This is a genomic window from Blautia sp. TM10-2, from assembly GCF_003480845.1.
In the GTDB taxonomy this organism is placed as follows: Bacteria; Bacillota; Clostridia; order Lachnospirales; family Lachnospiraceae; genus Fusicatenibacter; species Fusicatenibacter saccharivorans.
Map to the genome: position 1 here is coordinate 137,228 of NZ_QUJZ01000009.1, position 21,311 is coordinate 158,538.

A 21,311-nucleotide genomic window follows, 5' to 3' on the forward strand; every position below is an offset into this window, starting at 1 on the left:
GGATTCAATTCCATATGCTCTTTTTCTTTACTTAATTTCATGAAAAATGTAAAAATCTAATGTTACGAGTTGCATTAAAGAAAACTCGTAAGAAAAAAGTAAAAAAATTTGCTTTTGACCACTGTAAAACATGCTCTGAGCGTTTCGTTATATGAAGGGATAATTTTTCTTTCATATTTCAAAGAAAAGAGGATAAAGAAATGTCAGAAAAAAGATGTTATACAGTTCAAGAGTTACAGGAAATCTTAGGAGTCAGCAGACCTACTATTTATAACCTTTTAAAGAAAAAGGAATTCCGGTGGATCCAGTTGGATGGCGGAAAGTATCGCATCTCTAAGAAGAGTTTCGATGACTGGCTCGATAACTTGGAACAATAAAAAACAGGGTGTTGATCAGGCAGATTTTGTCTGCAATCGACATCCTAAATTTTTATCTGGATTTGAGATATGATATAAGAAAAAAAACTAACACTAAAAAAGACAGGAAGTGAAGAATAAATGGCAACAGCAATTATGAAACAAAAAGAAGTTCCGGAAATGGACGATGTTGAAGAGATCATTTCAAAGATATCAGAAGACAGTCCTTACAAACGGCGTCCGACACAAAAGAGAACCTGGATGACCGTGCCGGAAATGGGAAAGCTGCTGGGATTAAAAAAGACAGATCGATACTGGCTGGTGCATAAAAATGTTTTTGAATCTAAAGAGATTGCTGGAAAGATACGAATCAATATTGCCAGCTTTGAAAAATGGTACGCCAATCAGATTAAATACCATAAAGTTACCGGAGAAGAACCAGGGAAAGAATTGAAATCCTGGTCCTATTCCGTTAAGGAAGTTGCGGATCTGTTGGGTGTTGATGAGTATCTTGTTTATGATTTACTCAAGAAAAATCAAATGGAAGCTGTTATTGTCGATTACTGGAAACGAATACCAAAAGAATCTTTTCAGAACTGGTATAAAAGCCAGTCCCGGTATCGAACAAAGGAAGACAGAAAAAAAGACGCTCTTCTGGAAGATGCAACAATTACGATGCCTGAGATGGCACAGCTGCTTGGAACAACCAGAAGCGCAGTATATACAATTCTTGATAATCCAAAGTATAGTCATTTTTTTGAATTCATTGTGATTGCAGAAAAGAAAAGGATCACAAAAGAGAGTTTTCGAAAATTCCTGGAAGGTCAGGATCGGTATAAGCTGGATCCATCGAATGATTATGAAGAACTTGCACAGGAACAAAATATTGCCCTGGCTAATTTCCGGCGGAAGAAATTATCACAGACCGGAATACGAGGAAGCAATGGAAATATAAAGTATCTTACTTTTGATGAAGCTTCCTATCTGGCAAAGGTCAGCAGAAGCATGATCAACAAGTGGGCGGATAAAGGAAAGTTCACAGTAATAAAAGTTGGCAGTCGAGTTAGGATCCGTCGGGATGAATTTGAGGACTGGATGGAGCAAAGAGATTTGGAAAGGAGTATGCAATAATATGGCATCTATAAGAGAACGAAACGGAAAATTTAATGTAATCTATTCTTATACGAATGAAAAAGGTGAGAGGAAACAGAAGTGGGAAACCTATGAAACGAAAGCCGAAGCAAAGAGAAGAAAAAAAGAAATTGAATATAAAAAAGAGATGGGATCATTTGTCGTCCGTAAATGCAAAACACTGGACGAGCTTATTACAGAATATGTTGCACTTTATGGCAAAGAAAACTGGGCGCTTTCTACATATGAAGGAAATGTCTCTCTTATCAATAACTATATTCTTCCGATCATTGGTGATACGAAACTCTCAGAGATCAATACCCGTTTCATCGAAAGATATTATCAGAGTCTTTTGAAGAGACGTGCAGTTATCAATCCATTGAATAAAACCAGTCGAAATGAATTTGTATCTTCCAGTACGGTCAGGGATATTAATAAGCTGCTTAGAAACTGTTTTGAACAGGCAGTGAAATGGGAGTTGATGGAGAAGAATCCTTGCACCCATGCGACTGTACCAAAACATAAATCACAAAAAAGAGACATCTGGACAGCGGATACATTGATGTATGCGCTCAGTGTCTGTGAAGATGAACGATTAAAGCTCGCAATTAATCTATCTTTCTCATGTTCCCTGCGACTTGGTGAGCTGCTTGGTCTTACCTGGGATTGTGTAGATATTTCTCATGAGGCAATTGAAGAAAACCGTGCATATGTCTTCATCAACAAAGAATCACAGCGTATAAGAAAAGAATCTTTAAATGCATTGGATGGAAAAGATGTGTTGTTGGTATTTCCGACAAATCATAAGAAGAATTCTACGGTCCGTATTCTGAAAACACCGAAGACAGAAAGTAGTGTACGTAAGATATTCTTACCGAAGAGCGTTGCTAATATGCTTGTAGACTGGAAAGCTGAGCAGGATGAAATGAAAGAAATCCTGGGTGACGAATATATGGACTATAACCTGGTTATGGCAAGTACCTTTGGTCTTCCTCTTGGTGATGGAGCAATCCGTGGCCCTTTAAAGAAATTGATCGAGGACTATAATCTCCCACCGGTTGTATTTCACAGTTTTCGTCATAGCAGTGTTACTTATAAGCTGAAACTGAATGGTGGAGACATCAAGGCGGTACAGGGTGATTCTGGCCATGCTCAGGTCAATATGGTTACAGATGTGTACTCTCATATTCTGGATGATGACAGAAGGAAAAATGCAGAGCTTTTTGAAGAAGCATTTTATGAGAAAAAGAATCTGGATCCACAGATGCATGTACAGCAGGAAAATAATAATACTACTGTTGCTGATGAAGTCGATCCGGAACTTCTGGCAAAAGTATTGGCGAATCCAGAGATGCGGGCATTGCTCAATTCACTGGCGAAGACGATGAAGTAATGAAAAATAGTGAAAAAATAGTGTAATTTTAGTGAAAAAACGATTCATAAAACGATATAATATATGGATGAAATGAGGATATTTATTGTGTATATGGATATTCTATCTCCATCATTTGATGATAGAATGACGGAGATAAATCTGAAATGAAGGAGATTCCTATGAGAGACTTTGATTTTATTGTAAGTCCTGCGAAGTTGTTAACACCTGAAATTGTTCAGATGGTTAGCAGCATCCATGAACATAAAGGCAAACAGGAATTATTTCTCGAAGCCAATGTAGATGAATTGAAAACACTCTTAGAAGTTGCATTGATTCAGAGTACGGGAGCATCCAACCGAATCGAAGGTATATCTACTGGTTATGTCCGTGTTTAAAAATATGAAAGCAGCTTATAAATTTGCCAGTCAAAAACGCATGGACAAACCGTCTCGTATGCGTTATATTATTTATAGACAAGAAAATATCTTGTACTTATGATAGGAAAGTTTAATTGAATACTGTTTACCATGATCGAACGTACGAAGCATGGTGGTCATATAACAGATGTCGATGGTAATATCAAGGCATTCCCCGATTATTAGCTGGGGCAAACAATCAGCTAACTTTCAGAGCTTTACAGAGCTTGACAGAGGGGGTATTCAGAATAACTCGAATTGAATCGGAAACAGTTTTATATAGTGTCCCATATGGGTTTACCTTACCTCAGATTGACAGAGAGTGACAATAGGTTGGAGCTCTCCTAAGCGAGGGGTCGGAGGTTCAAATCCTCTTGGCGACGGGCTTCAAAGCGTTCGAAAATGTTAGCTGGATTAGCTGACAACGAACGCTTTTTTTGTTTTCTAATCACGTTCGTGACATGATTTTCCATTCAAAATGATCAATTACCAGCTAACGCAATCCGATTTTTGTTAGCTGACGGCTAATCAAAATCACCTGTTTGCAAACATGGGTTTCAGGAAGTCCAGCTAACATTTGGGTTTCGCTCTGTTGTCACCCCTTATTTGGGGATGGATACCTGGTTTGAAAAACTGATGGAGAAATAATCTGGGAAAATAGTTTAAAGTTTACATGTTATGATCATGTATGAAGTTGGAACAAAATAAAAGAATTGTGCTATACTATTGTTCAAGAAAAAACTCATTGACATATTTCAATCTATTTAGGAGGATAACAGCATGATATTAAAGTTATTGAAATAAAAGATTATATAAAAAATCCAAAATCGAATGGTTATCGAAGCTATCATATGATTGTTGAAATACCAGTATTTTTTGCTAAGGGTAAAACACCTATGCGTGTAGAATTACAGATTCGAACCAATGGTATGGATTTCTGGGCAACATTGGAACATCAACTTCGCTATAAAAAAGGAATTGAAGAAATGCCTGGCTATGATGAGATAAGTGAAGAATTACTTCATTCTGCAAGAGCTATCATTGAAGCAGATAATGAAATGCAGAGAATAAAAGACAAAATTGGTATGTTACACGAAATTTAGGGAGAAAACTGAGCAAGTAGGAAGGTGGAATATATATGAAACAAGATACTTTAGAGGGCAAAGCAAAAACAAAAAATGGGGTAAAACGGCTGTGCTTTTCCATAATCTGCATTCTTCTGGAAGTGATTTTTATTATTACTATCGTAACACGCTTGAATGAATATGCAGAAATCATAAATTTATTTACAAGGATTTTGAGTGGGATCTTGGTTTTGGGATTGTACGCATCAAATAAGACATCCTCTATGAAAATGCCTTGGGTCATCTTAATTCTAATTTTCCCAATTATGGGTGTAGGCCTGTATTTGTTGATTGGTTTGAATGGCGGCACACATAAAATGCGTGAGCGATATGCAGAAATTGATAGCAAATTGTTACCAATGCTCCCGGACAGTCAGGAGTGTTTGAGCAGAATAAAAGAAACAATTCCGAAAGCAGGAAATATAGCAAGTTACATACAAAGAAATTCGCAGTATCCAATCTATCAGAATACGGATATTGTGTATTTTGATGAAGCAGTGAAAGGATTAGAGGCACAGCTTAAGGATTTGGGGAAAGCACAGAAGTTTATCTTTATGGAATATCATGCGATAGAAGACGCTGAAGCATGGCATAAGATTCAAGATGTTCTGGAAGAGCGAGTAAAAGCAGGTGTGAAAGTTAGAGTATTCTACGATGATATGGGTTCTATAGGCTTTATTAACACAGATTTTGTGAAAAAGATGGAGGCAATAGGAATTCATTGCCGTGTATTCAATCCGTTTATGCCAGGCTTAAATCTGTTTTTGAACAATCGTGATCATAGAAAAATAACAGTTATTGATGGAAAAGTCGGATTTACAGGTGGATATAATCTAGCAAACGAATATTTTAATTACACACACCCGTATGGACAGTGGAAAGATACAGGTATTCGTTTAGAAGGAGATGCTGTTCAGTCGCTTACGGTGACATTTTTGGAAATGTGGAATGCAGTAAGTGATAAGGATGCTAATGATTCTGATTTTAGTAAATACCTTTTCCACTATGATTATGCGGCACAGCAAACTGGGTTTGTTCAACCTTATGCAGACAGCCCTATGGATAATGAGCAAGTAGGAGAAGAAGTTTATATCAGTATGATAAATAAAGCTGAAAAATATTGTTGGTTTATGACTCCATATCTAATCATAACAGATGAAATGACGCATGCGTTATGTCTGGCTGCTAAGCGAGGGGTAGACGTAAGAATTATCACACCTGGTATCCCTGATAAAAAATTCATTTATAATATAACTCGTTCTTTTTATCATGGATTGGTTAAACATGGTGTTCGTGTTTATGAGTGGACTCCTGGTTTCTGTCATGCAAAAATGAGTGTGGCAGATGACTGTATGGCAACTTGTGGAACAATTAATCTGGATTATCGAAGTTTATATCACCATTTTGAAAACGGCTGTTTTATGGCAGATTGTCAGGCAGTTGTGGAAATAAAAAATGATCTGATAAGAACGATGGGAGAATGTCGTGATGTGACAGACCAATATCAAACCGGACGAAGTGCATATTTGCGACTGGGACAATTATTTATGAGATTATTTGCTGGATTGCTATAAGAATCTGATGAAACGACCTTTCAAAAAACAGTTGATTTAGAAGTTAACTGTTTTTGAAAGGCCGTTTTTACTATATCTAACAGTCTGTTGTACAAAGAAGATTTTGCATTGATGAAAAAACAAACCTTGTTGAGGTTAAATTGAGATTGACTTTGTATTGTATAAGTATGAAATAAAAAGGAATCAGGTGATGTACAATGAAAAAGTATAAAATATGTAAAATCCTTCTTGTTATACTGGCAATTTTTTTATGTGTGGCTTTTTATGAATTGCTCGGAATCCGCGTTGCATATAAAAAGCAGCCGGAAGTGTCCAATACAACCAAAAAAGAAACAAAAAATGTGTCATGGAACGAATGCAGTGAAAATACAGAACGGGCAGTAATCATAGAAAAGAATCCAGAAGCGCTTTTACAAAGAGTGCGTTTGATCAAGAATGCAAAAAAGGAAATTATTCTTTCTACTTTTGCATTTCAATCCGATGAAAGTGGAAAATTGATTTTAGGAGCACTGCATGATGCGGCAGACAAAGGTGTACATATTCGTCTGTTAATAGATGGAATGGAGAGCTGGATTGATATGGAAGGAAATCCGTATTTCTATGGATTATCTTCCCATGAGAATGTTGAAATTAAACTATATAATAAGGCCAATCCGTTGAAACCGTGGAAAATGATGGGTAGAATGCATGATAAATATTTGATTGCAGATGGAAAAAGATATATTCTTGGGGGAAGAAATACATACAATTATTTCCTGGGTGATTTTCCGGGACATAAGAACTATGACAGAGACGTGTTAGTGGTTTGCGATGAACCTGAGAAAGAAAATTCAGTTAACCAGTTGTTAGAGTATTTTGAAACGATATGGGAACAAGAAGACAGTGGTTATTTTCATGACAATAAAAAACTGGCAAATAGAAAATCTGTAAAGAACGCAGTTTTAGAACTGCAGAACGGCTATCAGAAATATTTTGAAGAGAATAAGGAAAGAATCTGCGATACCGATTACACGGACGAAACTTTTGAGACAGAAAAGATTGCATTAGTGTCAAATCCTATCCACACAGGTTCCAAGGAACCAGTAGTCTGGTATCAACTGGGAGAACTAATGAAAAATGCAAAAGAGCGCGTGAAAATTCATACACCATATATTATTTGCAATGATATGATGTATAATACATGGAAAGAGATTGCGGAGAGAGTTCCGGATTTTTCTATCATGACCAATTCGGTTGCCAACAATGGAAATCCGTTTGGTTCTGCTGATTATGCGAGAAACAGAAACAGAATTTTAAATACAGGAATTGATATCTGGGAGTATGAAGGCGGCTATTCTTACCACGGAAAAAGCATCCTGATTGATGATGATCTATCCGTAATCGGTTCCTTTAACATGGATATGAGAAGCACGTATCTGGATACGGAACTGATGCTTGTAATACGTAGCAAAGAGATTAATAAACAGTTGGAAGAAGGCATGATGGAATATGAAAGAGTGTCCCGACAGGTATTGGAAGATGGAACCTATCGTGATCCATATCATGTAGAGCCAATCGAATTAACAAAGAAACGTCAGAGAAAAATATTTTTGGTACAGCATCTGCTTGGATGGGCAAGGTATCTGTTTTAATAAGGAGGAAGGAAAACGTGTTTCAAATATTGATTGTAGAAGATGATAAAGAATTAAGCCAGCTATTCCAAAAAGTGCTTGAGAAGAATGGATATCAGGTCAAAAGTGCATCGGATGGAGCACTGGCATTAGAAATATTGGATAAAGAGTATATTGATCTGATCATTTCCGATATTATGATGCCGGTTATGGATGGTTATGAACTGGTGTCGGAACTCCGTTCAGCAGGATATCAGATACCGGTACTTATGATCACTGCGAAAGGTTCCTTTGATGATATGCGCCAGGGATTTCTTTCGGGAAGTGACGATTATATGGTAAAACCGGTAAATGTGAATGAAATGGTTTTAAGAGTTGGAGCACTGCTTCGCCGTGCACAGATACTGAATGAACACAAAATTGTGATCGGTTCAACAGAGTTTGATTATGATGCAATGACGGTTACAACTGATAAGGAAAGTCTTGTTTTGCCTAAAAAAGAATTCCTGCTTTTATATAAGCTTGCAGCTTCGCCAGGCAGAACATTTACAAAACAACAGTTGATGGATGAAGTATGGGGATACGAGACGGAGGCAGACCCACATACGATAGAGGTACATATAGGAAGAATCAGAGAGCGTTTTAAAGATAACCCTGATTTTGAAATCGTAACAATGCGTGGAATTGGATACAAGGTGGTGAAAAAATAATGGAACAAAAGAAAGAAAAAGGATTGCGGATCCGATCCTGTCTGACTGGTGCAATCTGGCTGGCACTTGTATTTTCAACAGTCATATCTGCTTTATTATTTGCTTTTTTGAATCATTTTTTTTATCTGCCGGGCAGCATATCTGTGCTTGGCTGGCTTTTGATTTTCAATACATTGATTGCCGGGCTGATCACTTCCTTTATTAATGCAAAGTTACTGGAACCAATTACCAGACTTAGTAAAGCAATGAAGGAAGTTTCTCAGGGAGATTTTGAACAGCATTTGGAAACGAACAGCCGTATAGCAGAAGTTGGAGAATCTTATCAAAGTTTTAACGTTATGACAAAAGAACTTCGTGCAACAGAGGTGCTGCAGATGGATTTTGTATCTGATGTTTCTCATGAGTTTAAGACCCCGATTAATGCCATTGAAGGATATACAATGCTGCTTCAGGGAGAAGAACTGTCTCCGGATCAAGAGGAATATGTAGAAAAAATCTTATTTAACACCCAAAGACTTTCCGGATTGGTTGGTAATATTTTGCTGTTATCCAAGTTAGAGAATCAGAATATACCAATGAAAAAAACAGAATATCGTCTGGATGAACAGATCCGCCAGGCATTTCTTTCATTGGAAACAAAATGGACAGAAAAAGAAATTGGTTTTCAGGTAGAATTGGAGGAAGTTAAATATACTGGGAATGAAGGACTTTTTATGCATATCTGGATAAATCTTTTGGATAATGCGATTAAGTTCAGCCCTTCAAAGGGGACAATTACGATGTTTCTGAAACAAGAACAGGATTCTGTTAAGTTCATTCTGGAAGATGAAGGACCAGGAATAGAGGATGATGTAAAATCCAGAATATTTGACAAGTTCTATCAGGTAGATGGATCTCATAAAGCAGAAGGAAATGGCCTAGGTCTTGCACTTGTAAAACGGATTGTAGATAGTGCCGGAGGAACAATCAAAGCAGAAAACCGTGAATATGGTGGATGCAGATTTGTTGTAGAGCTTCCAATACAGAAAGATGAGGCCATATAAGTTTAAGAAAAACAGATAGAGGAGGAATTACATGACATTTTATCAGGAGTTGCAGTTAAATCAGGCAGGTTCTAAAAACCTGTTGAAAAAGAGTGAAACACTAAAAGAAAAATCATATCATATGTGGGTATATCTGGTGAAGATAGCTGCTACAATGGCATTTTGTTTTTGCTTTGTTAGTATTTTCAGTATCCTATTTGGAAATGAGAACAGCATTGTAGGTGTAGTAGTCTTATTATGTCTCATGGTGTTTAGAAATGCGGATCTGGGGATCCACACCGGACAATCTACGATGCTTTTGGCTTTGTTCTTTGTAATTATGACTGTATGTCCGCATTTAGCAAATCAGTTTTCACCGGTATTGGGAATGCTGTTAAATATTGCGGCACTGGCTGTGTTGATTCTGTTCGGATGCCATAATCCATTCATGTTTAATCAATCTACATTGGTTCTTGGGTATCTGCTGCTATATGGTTATGATGTTACGGGAAAAAGCTATCAGATGCGATTAGTCGGAATGGCTTTAGGTGCAGCACTTACCTGCCTCGTATTTTATCGAAATCATAAAAACAGAACTTATAAAAGAAATCTGAAAGATCTGATACAAGAATTTGATATCACTTCTTCCAGAACAAAATGGCAGATATGTCAGATTTTATGCGTACCGATTGTCCTTTGCATTGCAGAACTTTGTAATATGCCACGTGCAATGTGGGCTGGTATTGCGGCCATGTCCACGATTTTGCCGTTTATGGAAGATATGCACTACAGAGTCCGTAAAAGGATTGTCGGAAATATTGCAGGTGTTATATGTTTTACAGTATTATATTTTCTGCTTCCTTCGTCAATCTATGCATATATAGGAATTCTTGGTGGAATCGGTGTAGGATTTTCAGCACAATATGGCTGGCAGGCAGTATTTAACACATTTGGTGCTTTAGCCATTGCAGCAGAGACTTATGGACTACAAGGAGCGGTTAGTCTTAGAGTGATTCAAAATGTTTTTGGTGTTGTGTTTGCTTTAGCATTTTGTGTTATATTTTATTGGTTTATGTCTAAAAAAAAGGAAAGTAAGGTGACCGTACATGCAGAGTGAAGTGAATCAGGAAGAAAATTTGAATAGAATTATTACGGTTCCTAATCTTCTTTCTTTTTTTCGGCTTTGTCTGATTCCGGTAATTATATGGAGTTATTGTGTAAAGAAAAATCCTCTGTTAGCTGGTGAAATCTTATTGCTGTCTGAGCTTCCCGATATGTTCTGGTAAAGACTTGGACCATGGCAGAAGCTCTGTTAGAAAATCAGTTTTTTTATCCTCCACATGTTTAGGGATTTCTCTGAGCAGATGTCGAACTTTCCTATTATATAAGAAAATTCCGCATAGCCGCTGATGATAATGAGCTACATATCTTCCCGGATTTTTCTCAGCACCGAGCAGACTTCCAGTTCAAGTTCTTCCCCCAGGATCCTACCTTCCATCCTTTCTTTTCTGTCATACCCTGCTGTAAGTATAGCATAGACTTTTGTTTCCGACATTAAAAATTCCATCGACATCCGTTTCTGCACACGGTATAATAGGTATCATGTAAAGAAAAAGGAGGTTGTTTTCTTATGTTATCCTGCACCTACGAAGTAGTCGCCATCGATGGTGATTACGCGCATTTACGCCGCAATGACATCGAACCGGAGGACAATGAAATGAAACTGGTTGCCCGCGCACTGCTGCCGCCGGAAATTATGGAGGGCAGTATTTTGAAATACGAGATGCTGCAGTATGAAATCATTGGCTGATGCTGTTTTTCCGGCCGAGGTGTTTTCTCTCCCGCTCTTTCATGGCATCTCGGAAACCGGGCGGACGGCTCTTGTTTCGAGCGGGTGGCTGCGGACGTGTTCGTTTGAGAAAAACCAGACCATTTATCACATGGGTGACCGCGTGTCCGAACTGGGGATTGTGCTGTCCGGCAGCGTTTTCGTGGAGAATACGGATCTCTGGGGCAACCGCAGTATCTTAAGCAAGATCACCCCCGGCCAGGTATTTGCCGAAACGTATGCCTTCTGTCGGGAGCCGATGATGGTGAATGTCACGGCAGCCGAAGCCTCGACGGTTCTCTTTTTCAATCTTCGAAACCTCGACCAGACCGCCGATGGTGATGATGCATGGCTGTCCCAGCTTCGCAGTAACATGCTCCGCATCTCCATGCAGAAAAATCTTACCCTCTCCAACCGCATTTTCTGCACTACACCAAAGACGATCCGCGAGCGCGTGCTGGTCTACCTCGCCGCGCAGTCTGCCAAAACCGGCACCGACACCTTTACGATCCCCTTCGACCGCCAGGGCCTCGCCGACTACCTGAACCTCGACCGGAGCGCCCTCTCCAAAGAACTCGGAAAAATGCAGAAAGAGGGAATCCTCGAATTTCATAAAAACAAATTTACGCTGCGTCATCCGTCTCTCTAGGCGGTACCGCAACGTAAATTTTTTACCGTTTCATCGTTTCAAATGCTTATTTTTCATAAACGAATATACACAAAAAGTATTTTCCGTGGTTATAACCACATACTTTTCCTGTTATATCCGATATTCTGTACGTGTAAATTATGAAACTCCGCGCAGATCTGTTTTTCCCTCTGCGCTTAACCCCTCGGAAATACCCTACAGGAGGAACTATTTTTATGGAACAGAATATGTTTTGCTACCAGTGTCAGGAAACTGCCGGCTGCTCCGGCTGTACAAAATCCGGTGTCTGTGGAAAGCGCCCGGAGACAGCGGCGCTGCAGGATCTGCTGATCTGGACGACGAAAGGACTTTCCGCCGTGACGACACAGCTCCGCCGCGAAGGAAAAACCGTCGATGCCAGCGTCAATCATCTCATCACCGAAAACCTGTTTACGACCATCACAAACGTGAACTTTGATGATGATACGATCCGCGCACGAATTGAGGCAACGCTTGAGACCAAAGCGCTTCTCGCTCAGCTTGCCGACTGCTCCGCTCTGCCGGAAGCCGCCCTCTGGAACGGCACAACCGATGAGTTTGCCGCAAAAGCAGTAACCGTCGGCGTACTTTCCACGGAAAATGAGGACATCCGCTCTTTACGCGAGCTCATCACCTACGGTCTGAAAGGACTTGCCGCGTACACCAGCCATGCCAATGTTCTCTTAAAAGAAAACGAGGAAATCGATGCCTTCCTGCAGCGTGCTCTCGCCGCAACGCTCGACGATTCCCTCTCCGCAGAGGAACTGACGGCACTCGCACTCGAGACCGGCTCCTACGGCGTGCAGGGAATGGCACTGCTCGATGAGGCCAATACTTCCGCTTACGGCAATCCGGAGATCACCACCGTCGATCTCAGTGTCGGCACCCGCCCGGGTATTCTCGTCTCCGGTCATGATCTGCGCGACCTCGAGATGCTGCTCGAGCAGACCGTGAACACCGGCATCGATGTTTACACCCACTCCGAAATGCTGCCTGCACACTACTATCCGGCGTTCAAAAAATATGAACATTTTAAGGGAAATTATGGTAACGCCTGGTGGAAGCAGAAAGAAGAATTTGAAGCCTTCAACGGCCCGATTCTGATGACGACGAACTGTATCGTGCCGCCGAAGGACAGCTACAAAAACCGTATTTACACAACCGGAGCGGTTCGTTATCCGGGATGCCCGCACATCGACGGCGTCATCGGTGATACAAAAGATTTCTCTCTGCTCATCGAACAGGCAAAGCACTGCGCACCGCCGACGGAACTCGAGCAGGGAACCATTGTCGGAGGCTTCGCCCATGCACAGGTACTCGCCCTGGCAGACCAGATCGTCGATGCCGTGAAATCCGGCGCGATCAAAAAATTCGTTGTCATGGCTGGATGTGACGGCCGTGCAAAGAGCCGCAGCTATTACTCTGATTTTGCACAGGCACTGCCGAAAGACACCGTGATTCTGACCGCCGGCTGTGCAAAATACAAATACAACAAGCTGAACCTCGGCGACATCAACGGCATTCCGCGCGTCCTCGATGCCGGCCAGTGCAATGATTCCTACTCTCTTGCCGTGATTGCACTGAAATTAAAGGAGGTCTTCGACCTCGACGATATCAACGATCTGCCGATCATCTACAATATTTCCTGGTACGAACAGAAAGCTGTGATTGTTCTTCTGGCACTGCTGTCTCTCGGTGTCAAGAACATCCACCTCGGCCCGACACTCCCGGCATTTTTAAGCCCGAATGTTGCAGCTCTTCTCGTTGAAAACTTCGGCATCGCCGGAATCGATACCGTTGAAAACGATATGGAATTGTTTTTCGGGAAATAAAGAAAACCCCTTGCTTTCTTTCATTTTTCCACGTATACTGTATATGTTCAGACAAAAATATCTTTGAATTTGGGCATATCAGAAAACGGACCTCAGATTCCATTTCTATACACGCCCGACACCGATGAGTCATCTCATCTTAATCACACATTTTTAGAACGTGCCTGGGAATTTTTTCAGACACGTTCTCATTCTATCACGGAGATTTATAAACTATGAGCATCATGAAAAATATCAATAAAGCCAAGGTTATGGTCTTAAAAGATCAGGTTTCCTACCAGGAAGGCCAGATCGTCAGCAAAACACTGGTACAGAATGAATCCGTCAGCATCACCTTATTTGCCTTCGACAAAGGCGAAGAAATCAGCACCCACGAGTCCGGCGGCGACGCCTTCGTCACCTGCCTCGACGGAACCGGTGAAATCACCATCGACGGCGTAAAATACGAACTCCACGAAGGCGAATCCATCGTCATGCCGGCAAAACATCCGCATGCAGTGTATGGCAAAGAGCAGTATAAGATGCTTCTGGTAGTGGTATTCTAACGTATCCTTTTTGAACCAATTATTGATATGCCTGGCAAAATAAGGCAGCATGCCTCAGGATTTCCTGTGATATGCTGCCTTGCCTTTTTATTCATTTACGCCTTTTCTATCAGGCATTCATTCTTTTTGGTCTTTTTATCATAATTAATTCCAACCAGTAGAATATCTCCAATATGCGGTTCCAATGATGCAATGTACTTTTTCTCTTTGATCTGATCCGTCTCCACCCACAGATGGGCTATGAGCTCCTCAGCAAATGGGATTCCACAAGACCATACGCCGAGGCGGCGCTCTACCACCATCTCTGGTACGACGAAAAAGGCGGCTATCCGCGCGAGTATACCCATAAAGGCAACGACAACGCCATTCTCTACCAGATCCTCACCTGCGCCGATTGTCTCGGTGCGGCAACCGATTCCGTCGGACGTGCCTACAGCTCCTGCAAGAACTTTGCCGATATGCTTGCAGATCTTCACTGCAACGCAGGCCGCATGTTCAATCCGGATCTCGTACAGCTCTTCGACAGTGAACAGCTCCAGCAGGAAGCCGGGCGGCTGATCGCCGTGGAACGCGAACAGTTATACCGCGAAGTCTTCTGTAAAAACGTGGAGCTGGTTCTATAACTTTGGTTTCTGTTTATGGCGTTAATTCGTATATCCGTATATTGTAGTTCTTTTCAAGGTTCTGTCCATCTCGCGTGGACACATTGTAGAATGCACAAATTTCATTCAGCTCACATGTTCATTTCGTTAATTTATTAATGAACGTGTTTTTTCAATTTTATGTTTTGTGTTAATTTATGTTCATTTATTATTCATCATTTTGTGAACATTAAGTTGACATCATCAAAAGAAAATAGTTTACATTTTGGAAAAAATATACTAAAATAACAGAAACGGTCAAATCTCCGCCAAAAAACGGCGGAGATTTTTCTGGAAAGAAGGGCGAAAAACGTGTTGGAAAGACGATCGAAAAATTTCGAAGAAAATGCGTAGAAAATCCGCCCGAAAAGGTGAAAAGCCAAGCATAAATCACAGGGAGGAACTCATACTATGAAAGAAATCATCCAGGGCTTCTACCAGAAGAAACATTTCTGGACCCGCCTGATTCTGGTCATCGCTGCCGTCATCCTGATGGGCTTTGCGCTCTCATGGCTGCTTCTCGTCGATCTCGGCACCGATCCATGTACCTTGTTAAACCAGACCATCTCCACCCGCCTCGGCATCAGCATCGGAAACTGGCAGGCGCTCTTCAATACCGTCCTGCTCATCTTCGTTATCATTTTCGGCGGCAGAAACTTAGGCTTCGGAACCCTCGCAAACATGTTTCTCGTGGGATATTCCATCGACTTTTTCTCCTGGATCTGGGCGAAAGTCCTTCCGGCAGACCTCTTCACCTCGATGGGTGTGCGAATCGCTGTGCTGATCCCGGCGCTGGTCCTGTTTATCCTTGCCGCATCCTTCTATATGGATGTTGATATGGGAACTGCACCGTACGACGCAGTATCCTTCATTATCTCCACCCACCTGCCGAACGTTTCGTTCCGTGTGATCCGCATCGTCTACGACTTCGTTGTCACCGCGATCGCCGTTCTGCTCGGCGGAAAACTCGGCATTGTCACCGTGCTGATGGTTATTACCCTCGGTCCGGTCATTGAATGGCTGGGAAATATCATGAAACAGCATCTGAATATTTTTGATGACTGAAATCATTGCTTTTCCGCGCTTTCTATACTACAATAGAACTACCAGATGATCTTTTTTCTAAAAGAAAAGCCTGCCTCCGGGACTCACATCTCTGTGGCAGGCTTTTCTTCCCTAAAAATAGCCGAAAAAAGACTCAAAAAGCAGAAAATCATTTATATTAAGGAGGTTTTTCCTATGAGCAACACCCCAAACCCTGTTTACGAAAAACTGATGAAATGCTACGAGAGCTTCCGCTCCCAGATCGATTTCCAGCCGGAAGTCGCACTGATTCTCGGTTCCGGCCTCGGTGATTTTGCGAATGATATCCGCGTTACCGCAACCCTCGATTACCACGATATCGAAGGCTTTCCGGTTTCCACTGTTCCGGGCCACGCGGGCCGTTTTATCTTCGGCTACGTCGGCGATGTGCCGGTTGTCTGCATGCAGGGCCGCGTTCATTATTATGAAGGCTATCCGATGACCGACGTCGTTCTCCCGCCCCGCCTCATGAAGCTGATGGGCGCAAAAGCACTGTTCTTAACCAACGCCGCCGGCGGCATCAAACAGGGCACAAAGCCAGGCTCTCTGATGCTGTTAAACGGCCAGATCGCCTGCTTCGTTCCATCTCCGCTTATCGGACCGAACGTCGACGAGCTCGGCACCCGTTTCCCGGATATGAGCCAGATCTACGACCTTGAATTCCAGAAAATCGCACGGAAAGCCGCAGCCAGCCTTGATATCGACCTGATGGAAGGCGTTTATCTGCAGCTCACCGGCCCGCAGTACGAGTCCCCGCAGGAAATCGCCATGTGCCGCACCCTCGGCGCAGACGCGGTCGGCATGAGCACCGCCTGTGAAGCCATCGCTGCACGCCATATGGGCATGCGCGTCATCGGTATTTCCTGCATTACCAATCTTGCCGCCGGCATCTCCCCGCAGCCTCTGTGCCATGCGGAAGTTCAGGAGGCAGCTGACATGGTTGCACCGCAGTTCAAAAAACTCGTTGCCGCAACGATTCAGGGCATCGCAAAGACACTGTAAACACACAGCGGCCGGGGTCTGTCAAAAAAACAGGCCCCGGCCGCTGAAAACAGCACGTAAAATAAAGGAGAGATCTTTTTTGAATACACGTTTTTACAACGCCAAAATTCTCGTACTCGACGCTGAAAACCATTTTTCCATCGCCGAAGACGAACTTCATGTCACCGGCGACACCATCACCTATATCGGACCTGGTAGAAAAGCAGATCCAGATGCCGCAGAGACCACTGTCTTCGACCGCGAAATTGACGCCCGCGGCAATCTCCTGATCCCGGGCTTTAAAAACGCACACACGCACACCCCGATGACCTTCCTCCGCTCTTACGCGGACGATCTCCCGCTCCACGAATGGCTCGAGCGCCAGGTCTTCCCGAACGAGGCAAAGCTCGCCGGGGACGACGTTTACTGGCTCAATATCCTCGGCATCATGGAATATCTGACGAGCGGCATCACCTCCAATTTCGACATGTACATCCAGCAGAAAAACAGCATCGCTGCCACGGTCGACACTGGATTCCGCACCGTTCTTACCAGCGGTCTCAACAACTTCGTCGACAGCCCGGAAATTCTCGAAGAGATGTATAACTATGTCAACGAACTCTCCGACCGCACCTCGTATCTGCTCGGTTTCCACGCCGAATATACGACCGGCGGCCCGCTTCTTGAAGCCGTTGCCAAACTCGCCGAAAAATACCATTCCCCTGTCTGGACACACAACGCCGAAACAAAAAGCGAAGTCGAGGGCTGTAAAGAGCGCTGGGGACTCACCCCGACACAGCTGATGGAACGCTTAGGCATGTTCCAGTACGGAGGCGGCGGCTACCACTGCATCTGGATGGAGGACCGCGATTTTGAGATCTTCCGTGACCGGAAACTGACGGCCGTTACCAATCCCTCCTCAAACCTGAAGCTCGCCTCCGGCATCTGCCCGCTGAAGCGTTTTTACGATAACGGCATCAACCTCGCCATCGGCACCGACGGGCCGGCCAGTAACAACTGCCTCGATATGTTCCGCGAAATGTTCCTGACCACCGGCCTTTCCAAAGTCCGCGAGATGGATGCCGCAGGAATCCCGGCCGACGCCATTCTCTACATGGCAACCGCAGGCGGCGCGCACGCCATGCAGCTTACTGACTGCGACCGTCTCGCTGCCGGCAAAAAGGCCGATCTCGTCATGATTGACCTCCATCAGCCGAACATGCAGCCGGAGAATAATCTGATCAAAAACCTCGTTTACAGCGGCAGCAAACAGAACGTAAAGCTTACCATGGTAAACGGTCAAATCCTCTACGAAAACGGCGAATTCCATATCGGCTTTGACCCGGAAGAAATTTATGCAAGATCCAACGCCATTATCCGAAGAATTTCCGGCTCGCATGCAGATAATTAGTGGATTTCACGCAGTTTTTCCTTTGCTTGACATACTTTTTTCTTTTATATTATAATGTAGCCATACACGCAAAAACGCTGTACCTCTTGAAAGGAGAATACTATTATGAAAAAGAAAGTAGTTAGCTTACTGCTTGCAGCCGCCATGACAACTGCTGCACTCGCAGGATGCGGTTCCTCCAACGGCTCCTCTTCCTCCGACGCATCCACAGGCGCCGATTCCACCAGCGCAACTTCCGCTTCTGCTTCCACAGACGGAGAAAAAAAAGACGCCGCAGGTGAGAAAATTGCCATGATCACAGACTCCGGAGATATCACCGACGAATCCTTCAACCAGATCACCTGGGAAACTGTATGCGCCTACGGCGATGCAAACGGCGTAGAGTACGAGTACTACAAACCGGCAGAGGATACCGATGAAGAGCGTATCAACTCCATCGATCTTGCTGTTTCCGAGGGTGCTACCGTTGTTGTAATGCCAGGTTACCTGTTCGGACCTGCCATCGCTGAAGAGCAGGACACCTATCCGGATGTAACCTTCATCGCAGTCGATGTTACCGAAGGTGATATTGTAAAAAACGGCAAAGCTGTTGATCTCGGAAAGAACGTGTACATCTGCTCCTTCGAAGAAGAGCAGGCCGGCTACCTGGCTGGATACGCTGCAGTAAAAGACGGCTACACAAGTCTTGGTTTCCTCGGCGGTATCGCTGTTCCGGCCGTTATCCGTTTCGGTTACGGTTATGTACAGGGTATCAACGCTGCTGCTGAAGAAGACGGCGTAGATGTAAACGTAAAATATTACTATGGCGGCCAGTTCTACGGCGATGACTCCATCACCGCCCGTATGGAGGGCTGGTATGCAGACGGAACACAGGTTGTATTCGCCTGCGGCGGCGGTATCTGGACATCTGCTCTGGATGCAGCTGAGACACACGACGGAAAAGTTATTGGTGTAGACGTTGACCAGCGTTCCAAAATCGGCGAGCGCTGCCTGACTTCCGCTATGAAAGGTCTTCCAAGCGCCATCAACAACGCTCTGGATTCCTACTTCAGCGGAAACTTCTCTGAACTTGGCGGAACTGCTCAGCAGCTTGGACTGAAAGACGGAGATTACATCGGCCTTCCTACCGATTCCGAATCCTGGGGATTCACAACCTTCACACAGGATCAGTATGAAACTGTACTGGCTGGTATCCGCGATGGTTCCATCGAAATCTCCAGCGATACAGAAAATCAGCCGGAAGTAGGTTCTCACGTAACCGTTGATTACATCAGCTAATGTGCATACTGTTTCTGTAACAATATGCCTTTTGGGGAAGAGAATATTATTTCTCTTCCCCTTTTTTTCTGTCACACAAAATGCTATACTAGACATAATGAAAGCCCGCAGTTCTGCCCTGTTTTCCATGCCTTCGGCAGTCCTGCAAAACCACGCTTGAAAGGGAATATGTATATGGAAAATGAGTACATTATTGAGATGTTGAACATCACCAAAGAATTCCCGGGTATCAAGGCGAACGACAACATTACGTTACAGCTCAAAAAAGGAGAAATCCATGCTCTGCTTGGAGAAAACGGTGCAGGAAAATCAACCCTGATGAGTATTCTTTTTGGTCTGTATCAGCCTACCTCCGGAATCATCAAGAAGAATGGGCAGGAAGTCCATATCAACACGCCGAACGACGCCAATGATCTCAACATCGGTATGGTGCACCAGCACTTTAAGCTGGTCGAATGTTTCTCGGTTCTCGACAACATCATCCTCGGCGTAGAGCCGACCAAAGGCCTTTTCCTCGAGAAAAAGAATGCCCGTGCAAAAGTCATGGAACTGAGCGAGAAATACGGTCTGATGGTCGATCCGGACGCTCTGATCTCGGATATCACCGTCGGCATGCAGCAGCGTACCGAAATTCTGAAAATGCTCTACCGTGACAACGAAGTCCTGATCTTCGACGAGCCGACCGCGGTTCTGACGCCGCAGGAAATCGACGAGCTGATGAAGATCATGAAGAACCTCGCAAAAGAAGGAAAATCCATCCTCTTCATCACCCATAAACTCAACGAGATCATGGAAGTTGCCGACCGCTGTACGATTCTCCGCAAAGGAAAATACATCGGAACCGTCAACATCAGCGAAACTTCCAAAGAAGAGCTCTCCCGCATGATGGTCGGAAGAAACGTCAGCTTCTCCGTCAACAAAAAGCCGTCAAAACCGGGCGACACCGTTCTGAAAGTAGAGCACATGACCGTACCGAGCAAGGTGCACGGAAACAACGCCGTCAAAGATGTTTCCTTTAATGTAAGAAAAGGCGAGATTGTCTGCATCGCAGGTATCGATGGAAACGGCCAGTCCGAGTTCGTTCAGGGCCTCACGGGACTGGAAAAAGTATCCGGTGGTAAAATTCTGTTCAACGGACAGGACATCACGAAAGCTTCCATCCGCGACCGCTCCAAGATGGGCATGAGCCACATCCCGGAGGACCGCCATAAACACGGCCTCGTGCTGGATTACTCCATCGAGCAGAACATGGTGCTGCAGCGTTACTGGCAGCCGGAATTTGAATCCTTCGGCTTTATCAAATCAAAAGCCGTGCGCGAATATGCCGAGCGCCTGATCGAGCAGTACGATGTCCGCAGCGGCCAGGGTCCTGTGACCATCACCCGCAGCATGTCCGGCGGAAACCAGCAGAAAGCGATCATCGCGCGCGAGATCGACAAAGATCCTGATCTTCTCGTTGCGGTACAGCCTACCCGTGGTCTTGATGTCGGAGCCATCGAATACATTCACAGCCAGCTCGTTGCACAGCGCGACAAGGGAAAAGCCGTTCTTCTGGTTTCTCTGGAACTGGATGAGGTTATGGATGTTTCCGACCGTATTCTTGTTATGTACGAAGGAGAGCTGGTCGGCCAGCTGGATCCGAAAACCGTTTCTGTCGAAGAACTCGGTCTCTACATGGCAGGTGCAAAACGGGATCCGGTTCCCGAAGAAGTATAAAAGAGAGGTAA

19 protein-coding genes and 2 pseudogenes are annotated in these 21,311 nt (G+C 43.7%); all 21 read left to right on the forward strand.

All coding sequences use genetic code 11. The features are described 5' to 3' along the window. Nucleotides 1–200: 200 nt before the first annotated feature. Entirely contained in the window at nucleotides 201–377 is a 177-nt protein-coding gene (locus DXD92_RS10820) for a helix-turn-helix domain-containing protein (RefSeq protein ID WP_003864535.1), read from the forward strand. A gap of 120 nt (nucleotides 378–497) precedes the next feature. Next, entirely contained in the window at nucleotides 498–1,487 is a 990-nt protein-coding gene (locus tag DXD92_RS10825) for a helix-turn-helix domain-containing protein (protein ID WP_044954635.1), read from the forward strand. A 1-nt stretch (nucleotide 1,488) separates the two neighbouring features. After that, complete coding sequence (locus DXD92_RS10830; protein ID WP_171027973.1) at nucleotides 1,489–2,880, forward strand: tyrosine-type recombinase/integrase; 1,392 nt, start codon at nucleotides 1,489–1,491, stop codon at nucleotides 2,878–2,880. Nucleotides 2,881–3,041: 161 nt separating this feature from the next. Then, nucleotides 3,042–3,257, forward strand: coding sequence for a hypothetical protein (locus tag DXD92_RS10835; RefSeq protein WP_226977413.1), 216 nt, complete (start codon nucleotides 3,042–3,044; stop codon nucleotides 3,255–3,257). A 797-nt stretch (nucleotides 3,258–4,054) separates the two neighbouring features. Beyond that, nucleotides 4,055–4,381 (forward strand): annotated as a pseudogene (locus DXD92_RS10845) (GTP pyrophosphokinase); the annotation flags it as partial. 35 nt (nucleotides 4,382–4,416) lie between these two features. Further along, complete coding sequence (cls, locus tag DXD92_RS10850) at nucleotides 4,417–5,976, forward strand: cardiolipin synthase (protein WP_055225912.1); 1,560 nt, start codon at nucleotides 4,417–4,419, stop codon at nucleotides 5,974–5,976. A 197-nt stretch (nucleotides 5,977–6,173) separates the two neighbouring features. Continuing rightward, nucleotides 6,174–7,607 (forward strand): phospholipase D family protein, encoded by a 1,434-nt coding sequence (locus tag DXD92_RS10855; protein ID WP_117805236.1) that lies wholly within the window; start codon nucleotides 6,174–6,176, stop codon nucleotides 7,605–7,607. After that, complete coding sequence (locus tag DXD92_RS10860) at nucleotides 7,586–8,296, forward strand: response regulator transcription factor (protein WP_044024695.1); 711 nt, start codon at nucleotides 7,586–7,588, stop codon at nucleotides 8,294–8,296. The genes DXD92_RS10855 and DXD92_RS10860 overlap by 22 nt, the downstream gene beginning before the upstream one ends. Continuing rightward, on the forward strand, nucleotides 8,296–9,339 hold the full coding sequence (locus DXD92_RS10865) for a sensor histidine kinase (protein ID WP_118640522.1): 1,044 nt from the start codon (nucleotides 8,296–8,298) through the stop codon (nucleotides 9,337–9,339). The genes DXD92_RS10860 and DXD92_RS10865 overlap by 1 nt, the downstream gene beginning before the upstream one ends. Nucleotides 9,340–9,370: 31 nt before the next feature. Continuing rightward, nucleotides 9,371–10,435 (forward strand): FUSC family protein, encoded by a 1,065-nt coding sequence (locus DXD92_RS10870; protein WP_118640523.1) that lies wholly within the window; start codon nucleotides 9,371–9,373, stop codon nucleotides 10,433–10,435. Continuing rightward, a pseudogene (locus DXD92_RS10875) lies at nucleotides 10,425–10,595 on the forward strand (CDP-alcohol phosphatidyltransferase family protein); the annotation flags it as partial. The gene DXD92_RS10870 and the pseudogene DXD92_RS10875, both read left to right, overlap by 11 nt. A gap of 353 nt (nucleotides 10,596–10,948) precedes the next feature. Next, a complete protein-coding gene (locus DXD92_RS10880) occupies nucleotides 10,949–11,128 on the forward strand; it encodes a hypothetical protein (RefSeq protein ID WP_055225919.1) in 180 nt (59 codons plus the stop codon). Further along, complete coding sequence (locus DXD92_RS10885; RefSeq protein WP_118640524.1) at nucleotides 11,112–11,795, forward strand: Crp/Fnr family transcriptional regulator; 684 nt, start codon at nucleotides 11,112–11,114, stop codon at nucleotides 11,793–11,795. Before DXD92_RS10880 ends, DXD92_RS10885 begins: the two co-directional genes overlap by 17 nt. A gap of 215 nt (nucleotides 11,796–12,010) precedes the next feature. Next, entirely contained in the window at nucleotides 12,011–13,645 is a 1,635-nt protein-coding gene (hcp, locus tag DXD92_RS10890) for a hydroxylamine reductase (RefSeq protein ID WP_118640525.1), read from the forward strand. A 215-nt stretch (nucleotides 13,646–13,860) separates the two neighbouring features. Further along, nucleotides 13,861–14,190, forward strand: coding sequence for a cupin domain-containing protein (locus DXD92_RS10895; protein WP_022462474.1), 330 nt, complete (start codon nucleotides 13,861–13,863; stop codon nucleotides 14,188–14,190). Nucleotides 14,191–14,423: 233 nt separating this feature from the next. Beyond that, nucleotides 14,424–14,813, forward strand: coding sequence for a hypothetical protein (locus DXD92_RS10900; protein WP_118640526.1), 390 nt, complete (start codon nucleotides 14,424–14,426; stop codon nucleotides 14,811–14,813). A gap of 429 nt (nucleotides 14,814–15,242) precedes the next feature. Further along, on the forward strand, nucleotides 15,243–15,896 hold the full coding sequence (locus tag DXD92_RS10905) for a YczE/YyaS/YitT family protein (protein ID WP_118595967.1): 654 nt from the start codon (nucleotides 15,243–15,245) through the stop codon (nucleotides 15,894–15,896). Nucleotides 15,897–16,070: 174 nt separating this feature from the next. Continuing rightward, nucleotides 16,071–16,916: a purine-nucleoside phosphorylase gene (locus DXD92_RS10910; RefSeq protein ID WP_118640527.1), complete on the forward strand. Its 846-nt coding sequence runs from the start codon at nucleotides 16,071–16,073 to the stop codon at nucleotides 16,914–16,916. Between the two features lie 79 nt (nucleotides 16,917–16,995). Beyond that, nucleotides 16,996–18,306 (forward strand): amidohydrolase family protein, encoded by a 1,311-nt coding sequence (locus DXD92_RS10915; protein ID WP_118595966.1) that lies wholly within the window; start codon nucleotides 16,996–16,998, stop codon nucleotides 18,304–18,306. Nucleotides 18,307–18,411: 105 nt separating this feature from the next. After that, nucleotides 18,412–19,584, forward strand: a complete 1,173-nt coding sequence (locus DXD92_RS10920) for a BMP family lipoprotein (RefSeq protein WP_055225931.1) — start codon at nucleotides 18,412–18,414, stop codon at nucleotides 19,582–19,584. A 168-nt stretch (nucleotides 19,585–19,752) separates the two neighbouring features. Continuing rightward, nucleotides 19,753–21,300 (forward strand): ABC transporter ATP-binding protein, encoded by a 1,548-nt coding sequence (locus tag DXD92_RS10925; RefSeq protein WP_373141908.1) that lies wholly within the window; start codon nucleotides 19,753–19,755, stop codon nucleotides 21,298–21,300. Nucleotides 21,301–21,311 lie beyond the last annotated feature (11 nt).

Excerpts from the sequence above, each read along its gene's own strand:
- DXD92_RS10820 (WP_003864535.1), top strand. The coding sequence starts at position 201 with ATGTCAGAAAAAAGATGTTATACAGTTCAAGAGTTACAGGAAATCTTA.
- DXD92_RS10825 (WP_044954635.1), top strand. The coding sequence starts at position 498 with ATGGCAACAGCAATTATGAAACAAAAAGAAGTTCCGGAAATGGACGAT.
- DXD92_RS10830 (WP_171027973.1), top strand. The coding sequence starts at position 1,489 with ATGGCATCTATAAGAGAACGAAACGGAAAATTTAATGTAATCTATTCT.
- DXD92_RS10835 (WP_226977413.1), top strand. The coding sequence starts at position 3,042 with ATGAGAGACTTTGATTTTATTGTAAGTCCTGCGAAGTTGTTAACACCT.
- cls (WP_055225912.1), top strand. The coding sequence starts at position 4,417 with ATGAAACAAGATACTTTAGAGGGCAAAGCAAAAACAAAAAATGGGGTA.
- DXD92_RS10855 (WP_117805236.1), top strand. The coding sequence starts at position 6,174 with ATGAAAAAGTATAAAATATGTAAAATCCTTCTTGTTATACTGGCAATT.
- DXD92_RS10860 (WP_044024695.1), top strand. The coding sequence starts at position 7,586 with ATGGGCAAGGTATCTGTTTTAATAAGGAGGAAGGAAAACGTGTTTCAA.
- DXD92_RS10865 (WP_118640522.1), top strand. The coding sequence starts at position 8,296 with ATGGAACAAAAGAAAGAAAAAGGATTGCGGATCCGATCCTGTCTGACT.
- DXD92_RS10870 (WP_118640523.1), top strand. The coding sequence starts at position 9,371 with ATGACATTTTATCAGGAGTTGCAGTTAAATCAGGCAGGTTCTAAAAAC.
- DXD92_RS10880 (WP_055225919.1), top strand. The coding sequence starts at position 10,949 with ATGTTATCCTGCACCTACGAAGTAGTCGCCATCGATGGTGATTACGCG.
- DXD92_RS10885 (WP_118640524.1), top strand. The coding sequence starts at position 11,112 with ATGAAATCATTGGCTGATGCTGTTTTTCCGGCCGAGGTGTTTTCTCTC.
- hcp (WP_118640525.1), top strand. The coding sequence starts at position 12,011 with ATGGAACAGAATATGTTTTGCTACCAGTGTCAGGAAACTGCCGGCTGC.
- DXD92_RS10895 (WP_022462474.1), top strand. The coding sequence starts at position 13,861 with ATGAGCATCATGAAAAATATCAATAAAGCCAAGGTTATGGTCTTAAAA.
- DXD92_RS10900 (WP_118640526.1), top strand. The coding sequence starts at position 14,424 with ATGGGCTATGAGCTCCTCAGCAAATGGGATTCCACAAGACCATACGCC.
- DXD92_RS10905 (WP_118595967.1), top strand. The coding sequence starts at position 15,243 with ATGAAAGAAATCATCCAGGGCTTCTACCAGAAGAAACATTTCTGGACC.
- DXD92_RS10910 (WP_118640527.1), top strand. The coding sequence starts at position 16,071 with ATGAGCAACACCCCAAACCCTGTTTACGAAAAACTGATGAAATGCTAC.
- DXD92_RS10920 (WP_055225931.1), top strand. The coding sequence starts at position 18,412 with ATGAAAAAGAAAGTAGTTAGCTTACTGCTTGCAGCCGCCATGACAACT.
- DXD92_RS10925 (WP_373141908.1), top strand. The coding sequence starts at position 19,753 with ATGTATATGGAAAATGAGTACATTATTGAGATGTTGAACATCACCAAA.